13 protein-coding genes are annotated in these 12,495 nt (G+C 66.5%); 8 read left to right on the top strand and 5 right to left on the bottom strand.

All coding sequences use genetic code 11. From position 1 onward, the window contains the following. Positions 1-150: 150 nt before the first annotated feature. Positions 151-1,080, bottom strand: a complete 930-nt coding sequence (prmB, locus tag IP93_RS04520) for a 50S ribosomal protein L3 N(5)-glutamine methyltransferase (protein ID WP_425480023.1) — start codon at positions 1,078-1,080, stop codon at positions 151-153. Between the two features lie 94 nt (positions 1,081-1,174). On the opposite strand from prmB, the gene IP93_RS04515 reads away from it, so the two are divergent. After that, entirely contained in the window at positions 1,175-1,822 is a 648-nt protein-coding gene (locus tag IP93_RS04515; protein WP_144812587.1) for an SCO family protein, read from the top strand. Continuing rightward, positions 1,819-2,664, top strand: a complete 846-nt coding sequence (gene asd / locus IP93_RS04510) for an archaetidylserine decarboxylase (RefSeq protein WP_144812584.1) — start codon at positions 1,819-1,821, stop codon at positions 2,662-2,664. The genes IP93_RS04515 and asd overlap by 4 nt, the downstream gene beginning before the upstream one ends. A gap of 6 nt (positions 2,665-2,670) precedes the next feature. Here asd and IP93_RS04505 read toward each other — a convergent pair whose 3' ends face one another. After that, positions 2,671-4,215 (bottom strand): transglycosylase SLT domain-containing protein, encoded by a 1,545-nt coding sequence (locus IP93_RS04505; protein ID WP_144812581.1) that lies wholly within the window; start codon positions 4,213-4,215, stop codon positions 2,671-2,673. Between the two features lie 128 nt (positions 4,216-4,343). Here IP93_RS04505 and IP93_RS04500 point away from each other — a divergent pair, with 128 nt between their 5' ends. The 3 genes from IP93_RS04500 to greB all read left to right on the top strand — a co-directional run bounded on the left by IP93_RS04500 (position 4,344) and on the right by greB (position 7,005). Continuing rightward, positions 4,344-5,867, top strand: coding sequence for a helicase HerA-like domain-containing protein (locus tag IP93_RS04500; RefSeq protein WP_144812579.1), 1,524 nt, complete (start codon positions 4,344-4,346; stop codon positions 5,865-5,867). 41 nt (positions 5,868-5,908) lie between these two features. After that, positions 5,909-6,421: a copper resistance protein NlpE gene (locus IP93_RS04495; protein WP_144812576.1), complete on the top strand. Its 513-nt coding sequence runs from the start codon at positions 5,909-5,911 to the stop codon at positions 6,419-6,421. Positions 6,422-6,501: 80 nt separating this feature from the next. After that, on the top strand, positions 6,502-7,005 hold the full coding sequence (gene greB, locus IP93_RS04490) for a transcription elongation factor GreB (RefSeq protein WP_144812574.1): 504 nt from the start codon (positions 6,502-6,504) through the stop codon (positions 7,003-7,005). A gap of 99 nt (positions 7,006-7,104) precedes the next feature. Here greB and rimO read toward each other — a convergent pair whose 3' ends face one another. After that, entirely contained in the window at positions 7,105-8,469 is a 1,365-nt protein-coding gene (rimO, locus tag IP93_RS04485; RefSeq protein ID WP_144812571.1) for a 30S ribosomal protein S12 methylthiotransferase RimO, read from the bottom strand. Between the two features lie 122 nt (positions 8,470-8,591). Between rimO and IP93_RS04480 the strand changes: the two genes are divergently transcribed. From IP93_RS04480 to IP93_RS04470, 3 genes are all read left to right on the top strand, one after another. Further along, complete coding sequence (locus IP93_RS04480) at positions 8,592-9,260, top strand: dienelactone hydrolase family protein (protein ID WP_144812568.1); 669 nt, start codon at positions 8,592-8,594, stop codon at positions 9,258-9,260. Between the two features lie 15 nt (positions 9,261-9,275). Continuing rightward, complete coding sequence (locus tag IP93_RS04475; RefSeq protein ID WP_144812566.1) at positions 9,276-9,707, top strand: HIT family protein; 432 nt, start codon at positions 9,276-9,278, stop codon at positions 9,705-9,707. A 128-nt stretch (positions 9,708-9,835) separates the two neighbouring features. Further along, positions 9,836-10,135, top strand: coding sequence for a hypothetical protein (locus IP93_RS04470; protein WP_144812563.1), 300 nt, complete (start codon positions 9,836-9,838; stop codon positions 10,133-10,135). 104 nt (positions 10,136-10,239) lie between these two features. Here the strand turns inward: IP93_RS04470 and dcd are convergent, their stop codons facing one another. Both dcd and IP93_RS04460 read right to left on the bottom strand, forming a co-directional pair. Further along, complete coding sequence (gene dcd, locus IP93_RS04465; RefSeq protein ID WP_144812561.1) at positions 10,240-10,809, bottom strand: dCTP deaminase; 570 nt, start codon at positions 10,807-10,809, stop codon at positions 10,240-10,242. Positions 10,810-10,995: 186 nt separating this feature from the next. Continuing rightward, entirely contained in the window at positions 10,996-12,369 is a 1,374-nt protein-coding gene (locus IP93_RS04460; protein ID WP_144812558.1) for a S8 family peptidase, read from the bottom strand. Between the last annotated feature and the right edge of the window lie 126 nt (positions 12,370-12,495).

Here is a 12,495-nt window from a genome sequence, read left to right as displayed (position 1 = left end):
TTGGATGCGGTGACTGTAGCAATCCGCGGCGGTTACCGCTGCAACCGGCCGCGACGGACTGTCCGGCAACGGGGAGATGCGTCTCTTGCCGGTTTCCGGAAGGCCGAGGCGCGTCCGACCGGCAACAGCCCCACGCCGCCAGGCGACGCCTCAGCGGGCGTCGGCAAGCGCCTTGATGCGGGCATGGTGCTCGACCAGGTCCTGGCGCTCCACCACGAAGATGCCCATCTGCCCCACCTTGAACTCAACCCACGCCATCGGCACTTCGGGCAGCAGCTCGACCAGCGCGCGCTCGGCCTCTCCGACCTCGCAGATCAGCAGGCCGTGCTCGCTCAGGTGCTCCGGGGCGTCGCGCATGATCTTCAGGGCCAGGTCCAGGCCGTCGTCCCCGGCGCGCAGGCCCAGCTCCGGCTCGTGCGCGTACTCGGCAGGCAGCGCGTCGGTCTCGTCGTTGGTCACATACGGCGGGTTGGTCACGATCAGGTCGTAGACCTCGCCCTTCAGTCCACTGAACAGGTCGGATTTGATGAAGTTGACGTTGTCCGCGTGCAGGCGCGCCTTGTTCTCGGCCGACAGCGCCAGCGCGTCGTCGCTGATGTCCACGCCATGAACCTCCCAATCCGGGTGGTAATGGCCGGTGGCAATCGCAATACAGCCAGAACCGGTGCACAGGTCCAGCGCGCGGCGCACCTCGCGACCGCCCAGCCACGGCTCGAAGCCGGCCTCGATCAGCTCGGCGATCGGGCTCCGGGGCACCAGGGCACGCCGGTCGGACTTGAAGCTCAGGCCAGCGAACCACGCCTCGCCGGTCAGGTAGCACGCGGGGATGCGCTCGTTGATGCGGCGGTCGAACAGTGCCAGCACCTTTTTCTTTTCCTCGGTGGTCACCCGCGAATTGCCGTAGACCGGGCTCAGGTCGTGCGGCATATGCAGGGCGTGCAGCACCAGCTGGGTGGCCTCGTCGAGGGCATTGTCGAAGCTGTGGCCGAAGGTGAGCCCGGCCGCGGCGAAGCGGCTGCCGCCGTGGCGGATCAGGTCGATGATGGTCAGCTGCTCGAAGGCGGGGATCTCGGCGGGCACGGGCGGGTCCAGGGACTGGCAGGCAATCGCCAATTATAGCCGGCGGGCGCCCTCGGCCCGGTATCATGCCCCGGCACCCGCCGCCGGAACCGCGATGTTCAACCGCACCACGCTCATCATCATTGTCGTTGCCCTGGCCGCTGGCCTGGGCCTGCTGGCGTCGCGCCACTTCTTCAGCCCGACGCCGCCAAATCCGTTGCCGGAGACCCGGGCCGTGCGCCTGTTCCAGCCGGCGCGCGAATTGCCGACCTTCTCGCTGCGCCAGTCCGATGGCACGCCGCTCATCCCTGGCGAACTGAAGGGGCATTGGACGCTGGTGTTCCTCGGCTTCACCCATTGCCCGGATGTCTGCCCGACCACGCTGTCCACGCTGGCGGGCGCCCAGAAACAATGGGAGTCGATTCCTGACGCGAAGCGGCCACGGGTCCTGTTCGTTTCCGTTGACCCGGAACGCGACACCCCGGACCGCATCGGCGAGTATGCCCATGCCTTCCATCGCGACACGCTGGCGGCGACCGCCGATATCCCGGCGCTGGAATCGTTCACCCGGTCGTTGAGCCTGGTGTTCGCCAAGGTGCCCGCGCCCGAAGGCCTCCCCGCCGATCAGTACACGATGGACCACAGCGCCACGCTGGCGGTGCTGGACCCGCAGGGCCGCATGAGTGGCGTGGTGCAGCCTCCGCTGGACGCCAAGGCCATCGCCGCCGACCTGGCCCTGCTGACCCGAGCCACCGCACCATGAGCCTCGTCACCGCCCTGACCTACGTCCTGCCGCACCGTGCGCTGTCTTCTTTGGCACGCTCACTGGCCTACTCACGCAGCCCATGGGTAAAGCAGTGGCTGATCGACACGGTGACGCGCAAGTTCGGCGTCAACCTGGCCGAAGCGGCCGAACCAGACCCCACTGCCTACCCCACCTTCAACGCCTTCTTCACCCGCGCGCTGAAGCCGGGCGCACGTGTGGCCGACGCCGATCCGCGCGCCCTGCTGATGCCCGCCGATGGCCGCATCAGCCAATGCGGCCCGATCCAGGACGGCCGCATCTTCCAGGCCAAGGGCCAGTCGTTCACGGCCTCCGAATTGCTGGGCGATGCAGAAGCCGCCACCCCATTCAACCAGGGCACGTTTGCAACCGTTTACCTGTCGCCCAAGGACTACCACCGCGTGCACATGCCCTGGAGCGGAACACTGCGCGAGACGGTGCACGTGCCGGGCCGCCTGTTCAGCGTGGGCCCTGCGGCCGTGCGCAACGTGCCACGCCTGTTTGCCCGCAACGAGCGGCTGGTATGCCACTTCGACACCGACTTCGGGCCGATGGCGATGGTGATGGTCGGTGCGCTGCTGGTCTCAGGCGTGGAAACGGTCTGGAGTGGCGTGGAAATCCCGCGTTACGGCGACATGGTGACCACCAAGGACTACCGAGGGGCGAACATCACGCTGGAGCGCTTCGCCGAGATGGCGCGTTTCAACTACGGCTCCACCGTGATCGTGCTGCTGCCACCCGGCGTGGCCGAATTGGCTGACCCACTGGGCCCCGAGACCGCCGTGCGCCTGGGCCAGCGGCTGGCCACGCTCAAGGGCTGACGGTCATCAGCCCTTGCATCCGGCCAGCCGCAATCGCTGCCCTGGCCGGATGGCGTAGCGGGGTCCGCTGATGCCGTTGGCGCTGGCCAGCTGCGGCACGCTGCACTGGAACTTGCGCGCAATGGAGAACAACGTTTCCCCGCCCTGCACCGTGTAGTCCCTGGTCTCCTCGGCCTTCGTGGCCGATGGTGCCTGCGTCACCGCGGCGGCGCCCGTGGACGCCTGCGGAACCTCGCCATCCCTGACCGGCGTGACCGGTCCCGTGCGCACGATCGCCCGCTTGGGATCGCTGAGCACCAGCATGCGCGCAAGTTCGGCACGGCGCCCCTGCGTGCACCAGCGGTGGTACAGGCCCACCATGCCGGTGGTCGCGTTGAGCACCGTACCCGCTGGCAGCCAGCTGTCGGCCTGGTAGCGCGGATTGAGGTTGCGCAACGCACGCATGTATCCCTCGCGCACGCCGCGGTTGCCCATGCAGATGGTCAGCTGGTAGATCGACGCAGGCTGCTCGAGACGGAGCGGAGCCGGCTTCGGCCGCACGCGCGGCAAGCTCAGGCCATATTCGCGCGGGTGCAGGAACAGCCACGCCGCGGCAATCACCATCGGTACATAGTCGCGGGTCTCCGCCGGGAACTGGTTGTACACCGTCTCGTCCCAGAAGCTGCGGCCGCCACTGCCATTGAACACGCGCTGAGCACGGCCTTCACCGCCGTTGTAGGCGGCAAGCGACATCTCGATACTGCCGTTGAGCTGCCCCAAACGCTCATTGAGGTAGGCCACGTTGGCTTCGGCGGCCGCGCGCGGGTCGTAACGCGTATCGAAGCCGGTGCCGTCGTCGCCCAGCCCGAACCGCCGGCCGGTGGCGTACATGAACTGCAACGGGCCCGCGGCACCGGCACGCGACGTGGCGTGCACGCGCCCGTTGGATTCCTTGGCCATGATGCCGAACAGCAACGCTTCCGGCAGGTCCGCGCGCTCGTACTGCGGCCACATCAGGTGGCGCATGTACTGATAGTTCTCGTAGGAGGTGATCAGCGCACCGCGCATGTCGGTCAGCCAGCGGCGGATGCCTTCCTGTACGGCCGGGTTGTGCTCGACGATCTGGTCGAACCTATGGCGCGGGCCGGACAACAACGCCGCCGCGCGCGCAGCCTCCGGCACGTCACTGGCCAGCTGGCCGGGTTCGTCCAGGCCTGCGTCAGCCTCGAAATCCTCTTCGGCGCCGGCATCATCGGCCCCCAGCTTCAGCAGCCGCTTGTAGGTGGCGAGCATCGTCGAAACGGAACACCCCCGCTGCTTCATGCAGGCATTGATGGCGTCCTCCATGTCCTCGATTGCCCTGTCGGCCTTCACCTGGCCTTCCGGATCCGCATTGGCGATGCTGACAAGGGCACTCCGATAATCCGATTCCGCCGTCCGCATGCGCTCGGCAAGCGCATCGATGGCAACCTGGGCCTTGCTGGGTGCAGCGCTTGCCGGCAGCGATACGAACAGGGCCAGGGCGGCGGCCAGCGGGGCCAACGCCCCCGGAATTCGAGCAAGAAAGGACATGGATGAGACACACTGCAGGGGTCTGGCAGGTTAGCCCCGTTGCAACGGCGAGGGCAACCGCAATTGCACCGCTACGCTGGACGCACGAGGCGGCTTAGAATCGACCGACGAGCCCAACGGACATGCCTATGGACCCCATTCTGGTCGGCAAATCGGTCACTACCCCTGACAGCGGCAACGTCTACCTGCAGCCGAAGTTCGGCAATCGCCATGGCCTGGTGGCAGGCGCCACCGGCACCGGCAAGACGGTGACGCTGATGACGCTGGCGGAGGGCTTTTCGCGACTCGGGGTACCTGTCTTCCTGGCGGACGTGAAAGGCGACGTGGCGGGTCTCGCCATGCCGGGCACGCTGAACGAGAAGTTGCAGGCACGCGTGCAGCAGCTCGGCATCACCGATTACCACAACGAGGGCAACCCGACGGTTTTCTGGGACCTGTTCGGCAAGTTGGGCCATCCGGTACGCACCACGGTCAGTGAGATGGGGCCCGCGCTGCTGGCCCGCATCCTGGAGCTGAACGACACCCAGAGTGGCGTGCTCGACATCGTGTTCAAGCTGGCCGACGACCGCGGCCTGCTGCTGCTGGATCTCAAGGATCTGCGCGCATTGCTTGGCCTGGTCGCCGACGAGCGCAAGGACATCTCCACCTCGTATGGGCTGGTCAGCACGCAGTCGGTAGGCGCCATCCAGCGCGCCCTGCTGCGCCTGGAGACGGAGGGCGGAGACCGTTTCTTCGGGGAGCCGGCGCTGGAACTGACGGACCTGATGCGCACCACGCCCGATGGCCGTGGCGTGATCAACATCCTCGCATCCGACCAGTTGATCCTGAAGCCACGCCTGTACTCCAGCTTCCTGTTGTGGCTGCTTTCCGAGCTGTTCGAGTCGCTGCCGGAAGTGGGCGACCTGGACAAGCCCAAGCTGGTATTCGTTTTCGACGAGGCGCACCTGCTGTTCGATGACGCACCGCCGGCACTGCAGCAGCGCGTGGAGCAGGTGGTTCGCATCATCCGCTCAAAGGGCGTGGGCGTCTATTTCTGCTCGCAATTCCCCGACGACGTGCCCGATGACATCCTCGGCCAGTTGGGCAACCGCGTGCAGCATGCCCTGCGCGCCTTCACGCCACGCGACCAGAAGGCTGTGAAGACCGCCGCGGAAACTTTCGTCGCCAACCCGAACCTGGACGTGGCCGAGGCGATCTCGCAACTCGGCACAGGCGAAGCGCTGGTATCCACGCTGCAGGACAAGGGCGTGCCGATGCCTGTGGAGCGCACGATGGTCGCACCGCCACGCTGCCGCATGGGCGCCATCACCGAAGCCGAACGTGCGCAGGTGCGTGCGGGCAGCCCGGTGGGCGCGAAGTACGACACCACCGTGGATCGCGAATCCGCCGCCGAGATGCTGGCGAAGAAGGCGGAGACCGCCGCGGAGCAGGCCAAGGCACCACCGGCAAAGACGCGCGAACAGGATGACGCCGAGGAAGGTGGTTTCGGCCAGGCGGTAAAGGACGCCGTGTTCGGCACCAAGCGCCGCCAGGGCATGGTGGAAACCATGGCCAAGCAGACCGCCCGCACCGTCGGCAACCAGATCGGCCGGCAGATCATGCGAGGCCTGCTGGGCGGCATCCTGGGTGGCAGCAGCAACCGCCGCCGCTGACAGTTCCTCGATAGATCTACGAACAAGGAGTCTTCGTACCCATGAACCGCATCGTGACCTCGTTGGCGCTGGGCCTGCTGGCCCTGTCCCTGGCCGCCTGCAAGCAGCAGGCCGAGCCTGCGCCTGCCACCCCCGCCGCCGCCGCCGTCGCCGAACCTGCACCCGCGCCGGCACCGGAGGCAACGGTCCAGGCGTCCCACAGCGACCTGACCGCCAAGAGCGGCGACGTGGACATGAAAGCGTTCCCGGGCACGTTCACCGGCATCCTGCCCTGCGCCAGTTGCCCAGGCATTGATACGCGCCTGGAACTGGGTGTGGATGGCGCGTTCACGCTGACCGAGACTTACCAGGGTGAAGCCGACTCGCCAGTCGTGGTTGAAGGCACCTGGACCGTGGAAGACGGTGGCAAGCGTGTGCTGCTTGACCCCAACAGCAAGTCCGAGCAGGACCGCAGCTTCGAGATTGTCTCCAGCGACGAGATTCGCCTGCTCGACCGGGACGGCAAGCCGACGGACAGCAAACTCAACTACAGCCTGAAGCGCGAAGCCAAGTAACGGCGTGCCTCGCGGCGTAACCCGTCGCGCGGCCTGGCCCCGCCCATCCAGGGCACTCCCGGAACGCAATCCTCATTCGCATGGCACGTTGGCGCCCACCTGTTCCGTCTTCCACCGCGGTGATCACTCGCAAGGGCTTTGAGCGCCTGCGCGACGAGCTCAACGAGTTATGGAAGGTGCGGAGGCCCGAGGTGGTGAAGGCGCTGGCCGCCGCCGCCGCCGAGGGCGACCGCTCCGAGAACGCGGAATACACCTACCGCAAGAAGCAGCTGGGGGAAATCGACCGCAGGGTTCGCTACCTCAGCAAACGCCTGCCCTCGCTGCGGGTGGTGGACAGCGCGCCGTCTGATCCGGATGCGGTGTACTTCGGTGCGCGGGTCGAGATCGAGCACTGCACCAGCGGAGAATGCGTGCAGTACCGGATCGTCGGACCCGACGAGACCGATGCCCGACTGGGCTGGATCAGCATCGACTCGCCCTTGGCACGGGCGATGCTGAAGAAGCGGCTGGATGACGAGTTCGAGGCGCAACTGCCTGGTGGAGTACAGCGTTACGTGATCGTCGCGGTGGCCTACTCCGGCTGACGACCGCCGCCCAGCGGCGCGGCGCGGCCCGGCCCGGCCCGGCCCGGCCCGGCACAACCATCACGACAAGGCATCCGCGACGCCGGATACCCAGCACCCTCAATCGTCGAACGCGACTTCGCCGTACAGGTCGTGCTCGTCGCTGCCCATGATTTCGACGTCGACGAACTCGCCCACCTTCAGCCCAGCCTCGAAGCCGTTCTGGATCTGTACTAGGCCGTCGATTTCCGGCGCGTCGGCCATCGAGCGGGCAATGGCCAGGTCGCCATCGAGCGCATCGACCAGGCAGCGCTGCACGCTGCCCACCTTGGCGGCAAGCTTGGCCTCGGAAATCTCGGACTGCCGCTCCATGAAGCGCGCCAGACGCTCCTGCTTGACCTCTTCCGGCACCGCGTCGGGCAGCGCGTTGGCCGCCGCGCCCTCCACCGGCGAGTAGGCGAACGCGCCCACGCGGTCCAGCTGCGCCTCGTCCAGGAAGTCGAGCAGTTCCTCGAATTCCGCCTCGGTCTCGCCGGGGAAGCCGACGATGAAGGTCGAGCGCAGTGTGATGTCCGGCGCGATCGAGCGCCAGTTCTGGATGCGCTCCAGGGTCTTGTCGACCGCGCCCGGGCGCTTCATCAGCTTGAGGATGCGCGGACTGGCGTGCTGGAACGGGATGTCCAGGTACGGCAGTACCTTGCCCTCGGCCATCAGCGGGATCACGTCGTCCACGTGCGGATACGGGTAGACGTAGTGCAGGCGCGACCATACGCCCAGCTCGCCCAGGCCTTCGCACAACGCCTTCATCCGCGTCTGGTAGGCCTTGCCGCGCCATTCGCGCTCGGCGTACTTCAGGTCCACGCCGTAGGCCGAGGTGTCCTGCGACACCACCAGCAGTTCCTTCACACCGCCGCGCACCAGCCGCTCGGCCTCGCGCAGCACGTCGTCCACCGGGCGCGACACCAGGTCGCCGCGCATCGACGGGATGATGCAGAAGCTGCAGCGGTGGTTGCAGCCTTCGGAAATCTTCAGGTACGCGTAGTGCTTGGGCGTGAGCTTGATCCCGACACCCTCGATGAACCCGTCGCCGAGGCGACGGGGGGCCGGCACCAGGTCGATGAACGGATCGTGTTTGGGCGGCAATACGTCGTGCACCGCATTCATCACGCTGGCGTAGTCCTGCGGGCCCGAGATCGACAGCACGCCCGGGTGTGCGGCGCGGATCTCATCCGGACGCTTGCCCAGGCAGCCGGTGACGATGACCTTGCCGTTCTCGGCCATGGCCTCGCCGATGGCGTCCAGTGACTCAGCCACCGCCGAATCGATGAAGCCGCAGGTGTTGACCACCACCACGTCCGCATCGTCATAGGTGGGGACGAGGTCGTAGCCCTCCACCTTGAGCTGGGTGAGGATGCGCTCGGAATCGACCAGCGCCTTCGGGCAGCCGAGGCTGACGAAGCCGACCTTGGGGTTTTGCAGGGACATGACGGGACCAACGGAATGGGCGACCTGACTGCGGGCCGCGGGCGGCGAATTATAGCCGGGCCGGGCTGCCGGCCGGCCCCGTGCGGGGGTACCATCCTTCCAAGCCGTTCAGGAGCGCGACCGTGAGCCAATGGATGTCCCTCGAAACACCCACCGGCCGCATCCAGGCCTGGCGCGCCACCCCCCCCATCCCGCCCAAGGGTGCGCTTGTCGTGGTGCAGGAGATCTTCGGGGTAAACCGGCACATAAGGCACGTTTGCGACACGTTTGCCGCGCACGGCTACATGGCGATTGCCCCGGCGTTTTTCGATCACTTCGAACACGGAGTCGAACTCGAGTACGACGCCGAGGGTGTGGCGCGTGGCAAGGCGCTGGTCGATCGCCTGGGCTTCGACCGTGCACTGGAGGATGTCCACGCTGCGGCGATAGTGGTCCAGGAAGCCGGCAAAGTGGGTGTGGTCGGCTATTGCTGGGGCGGTTCGGTCGCCTTCCTCGCCAACACACGGTTGTCCATGCCGGCCGTGAGCTACTACGGCGCGCGAACCGCACCGTTCCTCGATGAGCAACTGGACGCACCGATGCTGTTCCACTTCGGCGACCATGACGCCAGCATTCCGACCGGGACCATCGACCTGCACCGCAGCAAGCAGCCCACGGCGGAGCTTCACGTCTACCCGGCGGGCCATGGGTTCAACTGCGACCAGCGCGCCGATTACGACGAAGCGAGCGCCACGCTGGCCCTGGATCGAACCCTGTCCTTCTTCCAGCGCACGCTGCGGCCGGCCTACTGAACCACGAGGCCCACGATGAGCCACAAACCCTCCACCCCATCCCGTTTCGAGCTGCATCCGCAGCTGGCCAACGACACCCAGCCCGTCGCGCACCTTTCCTTGTGCGACGTGCTGCTCATGGACAATGCCAACCACCCTTGGCTGATCCTGGTGCCGCGCGTGGCGAACGCGGTGGAACTCATCGACCTGGACGAGGCCCAGCAGGCGGAACTGACACGCGAGATCGCCACCGCCAGCCGCGCGCTGCAAACTGCTTTCAAGCCGCACAAGCTCAACGTGGCGGCGCTGGGAAACCTCGTGTCGCAACTGCACGTGCACGTCATTGCCCGCTACGACGATGACATCGCGTGGCCGCGGCCGGTGTGGGGCTCGGCCGATGCACGGCCCTATTCACCGGAAACATTGATCGACCGGATCCAACGACTGCGGGATGCGCTGGGCGCTTGATGGACCAGGTTGCAACTGGCAACTTCCAGCGCATGCATCGCTCCACATCGCGCCAGCCGGGCTATATTCCGGGCTTCGGCCGCTCCACCTCTGGCCACCCACGGAAACTGACTGGCGGATACCGATCCATGCGCAACCTGCTGCTCGCCACCCTGCTCGTCGCCACCGGCTGCATGGCGCTCCCCACGCAAGCGGGCGTGTTCGGCAAGAAGCCGGAAGTCGCGGCCGACGAAGCCGTGGCCGCCAGCATGACCGCAGTGACGATCTGGGTTGATGCCTCGTGGGGATTCCGCAACCAAGGCGCGGCCAACTCGCTCAACCGGGTGCACCAGGTCTTCGACCGACGCGGCTACCGGGTGCACAGCGTGGTGCCCTATGTGGAGAATGGCGACTTGCAGGGGTTTTTCGTCACCTACGAGAAGAGATGATGGTTAATGGTAAAGAGGCCTGTGTGCCCAGGCGATTCTCGCCCGATATCGAGAATCGCCTGGGCACACAGGCCTCTTCCTGGCGGGTGGTGGGGCGTTGGAGATCAGGTGCGCGGCAGCGTCACGCCGGTTTGGCCCTGGTATTTGCCGCCGCGATCGCGGTACGAGGTTTCGCAGACCTCGTCGGACTGGAAGAACAGCATCTGCGCGACGCCTTCGTTGGCATAGATGCGCGCGGGCAAGGGTGTCGTGTTGCTGAACTCCAGGGTGACGTGGCCTTCCCACTCCGGCTCCAGCGGGGTCACGTTGACGATGATGCCGCAACGGGCATAGGTGCTCTTGCCAAGGCACACCACGAGCGTGTCGCGGGGGATGCGGAAATACTCGACGGTGCGTGCCAGCGCGAATGAATTCGGCGGAATGATGCAGACGTCCGATTCGATGTCCACGAAGCTGCCGCTGTCGAAGTGCTTCGGGTCCACGATCGTGGAGTTGATGTTGGTGAAGATCTTGAACTCGCGCGAGCAGCGCACGTCGTAGCCGTAACTGGAGGTGCCGTAGCTGACGATGCGCTGGCCATCGGCCGCGGTCTTGACCTGCCCCGGCTCGAACGGCTCGATCATGCCGTGTTGTTCGGCCATGCGGCGGATCCAGCGGTCGGACTTGATACTCATGCGGAGGGGCTCACCCAGCGGTCGGAAACCGCGATTCTAGCGGGTCGCCCGGTCCACGGGCAGTTGCGCGATGCCCGCGCAGGCGGCTTGGCCAGCAGGACGGTAGCGCCCACAATCGCACCACGGACTGAAAAACAAGGGGCCCGGCGCTTGCCGGGCCCCTTGGGTATTGCATGGACGACGTGATCAGAAACCGCTGGCGTTCAGGCGGCCACCGGTCACGACCTTGCCCTGCAGCGACGGGGTCGGCACGGCGGAGGTCATGATCGCCGACTTGATGTCCGCGGCGGTGGCGCCCGGATGCGACGAGGCATACAACGCCGCGGCACCGGTCACGTGCGGGGTGGCCATCGAGGTGCCGTTGTAGCTGGCGTAACCCGAAACCACCGCGCCCTTGACCGACTTCGGCACCGTCGACCAGATGCCCGAACCCGGCGCACCGATGTCCACGGTGGTGGCGCCCCACTGCGAGAAGCTCGACAGGCCGCCGGTGCTGGTGGTCGAGGCCACGGCAATGATGTTGGCCTGCGGGTAGTTGGACGGGTAGCTGGCCTGTGCGTCGTTGTCGTACGCCGAGTTGCCGGCCGCGGCAATGAACAGGATGTTGGCGCTGTTGGCGCGGGTGATCGCGTCCGACAGGCCCTGCGAGAAGCCGCCGCCACCCCACGAGTTGTTGGTGGCCACGATGTTCATGCCATGGCGGGTCTTCAGGTCGGTGAGGTAATCCACCGCCTTGATCGCATTGGCGGTGGAACCGCCGCGACGGCCGAGGAACTTGGCGCTGATGATCTTCACGCCGCTCCAGCACACGCCGGCGACGCCCTTGCCGTTGCCGCCAACGCCCGCAATGGTGCCGGACACGTGCGTGCCATGGTCATCGTTGGCGCCACCGGAATTGATGTCGTTGCTGCCGCCATCGAAGTCCCAGCCGCGGGTGTCGTCGACATAACCGTTGCCGTCGTTGTCGACGCCATCCGCCGGATCGTACGGGTTGACCCACATGTTGGCGGCCAGGTCCTCGTGGCCGTAGTAGATGCCCTCGTCGATCACGCCGACGACCACGTTGCCGCAGTCGGTGTGACCCCGGCCCCACGCCTCGGCCGCCTGCGAGCCGTACTGGTTGGCCGGCGACGAGGCATCACCGTACATGCCCCAGAGCGAGCCGTTGGCGGCGTAGGTGTCGTTGGACGTGGCCGAGTGGGTATAGATCCAGTTCGGCTCGGCGTACTCGACGGCGCCGTTCCGGCTCAGTGCACTGACCGTGGCGACCAGGTCGCGCCCAGCGGGCAGTCGCATGAGGGCCAGTTCGCCGCGCTGGCTGTTGCCGGCGCGCACGACGTCGACCTTCGACGCGCCAATGCCCTGGCGAACGGCGGTTTGTTGCGCGGCCGAAGTGCCGTCCCGGAACTTCACCAGCAGCTCGTTGGCCTGGTGCGCACGGCCGGCCTTCAGTCCGGCGATGACGAGATCCGGACGACCGCCGGCAAACGCCGCGGAAGACAGGCCGAGAGAGGCGACGACAGCGCCGGCCAGCACCGCGGTGCGGATGGGATGCTTCATATCTGGTACTACCCCCGAAGATAGGTAAGACAGGAAAAACGCGACCCTGCTGGCCGCGCCCGTCGAATCTAGGGGGTTGGGTCGTTGCGCTGCAATTCGCATTGCAACGTGCCGCGAGCGTTCGAC

It is taken from the genome of Aerolutibacter ruishenii, from assembly GCF_007830115.1.
Classification (GTDB): Bacteria; Pseudomonadota; Gammaproteobacteria; order Xanthomonadales; family Xanthomonadaceae; genus Aerolutibacter; species Aerolutibacter ruishenii.
This window is presented reverse-complemented; position numbering and strand designations above follow the sequence as displayed.

What these genes read in the sequence shown, in the direction of transcription:
- IP93_RS04515 (WP_144812587.1), top strand. Translation starts at nt 1,175, where the DNA reads ATGTTCAACCGCACCACGCTCATCATCATTGTCGTTGCCCTGGCCGCT.
- asd (WP_144812584.1), top strand. Translation starts at nt 1,819, where the DNA reads ATGAGCCTCGTCACCGCCCTGACCTACGTCCTGCCGCACCGTGCGCTG.
- IP93_RS04505 (WP_144812581.1), bottom strand. Translation starts at nt 4,215, where the DNA reads ATGTCCTTTCTTGCTCGAATTCCGGGGGCGTTGGCCCCGCTGGCCGCC.
- IP93_RS04500 (WP_144812579.1), top strand. Translation starts at nt 4,344, where the DNA reads ATGGACCCCATTCTGGTCGGCAAATCGGTCACTACCCCTGACAGCGGC.
- IP93_RS04495 (WP_144812576.1), top strand. Translation starts at nt 5,909, where the DNA reads ATGAACCGCATCGTGACCTCGTTGGCGCTGGGCCTGCTGGCCCTGTCC.
- greB (WP_144812574.1), top strand. Translation starts at nt 6,502, where the DNA reads ATGGCACGTTGGCGCCCACCTGTTCCGTCTTCCACCGCGGTGATCACT.
- rimO (WP_144812571.1), bottom strand. Translation starts at nt 8,469, where the DNA reads ATGTCCCTGCAAAACCCCAAGGTCGGCTTCGTCAGCCTCGGCTGCCCG.
- IP93_RS04475 (WP_144812566.1), top strand. Translation starts at nt 9,276, where the DNA reads ATGAGCCACAAACCCTCCACCCCATCCCGTTTCGAGCTGCATCCGCAG.
- IP93_RS04470 (WP_144812563.1), top strand. Translation starts at nt 9,836, where the DNA reads ATGCGCAACCTGCTGCTCGCCACCCTGCTCGTCGCCACCGGCTGCATG.
- dcd (WP_144812561.1), bottom strand. Translation starts at nt 10,809, where the DNA reads ATGAGTATCAAGTCCGACCGCTGGATCCGCCGCATGGCCGAACAACAC.
- IP93_RS04460 (WP_144812558.1), bottom strand. Translation starts at nt 12,369, where the DNA reads ATGAAGCATCCCATCCGCACCGCGGTGCTGGCCGGCGCTGTCGTCGCC.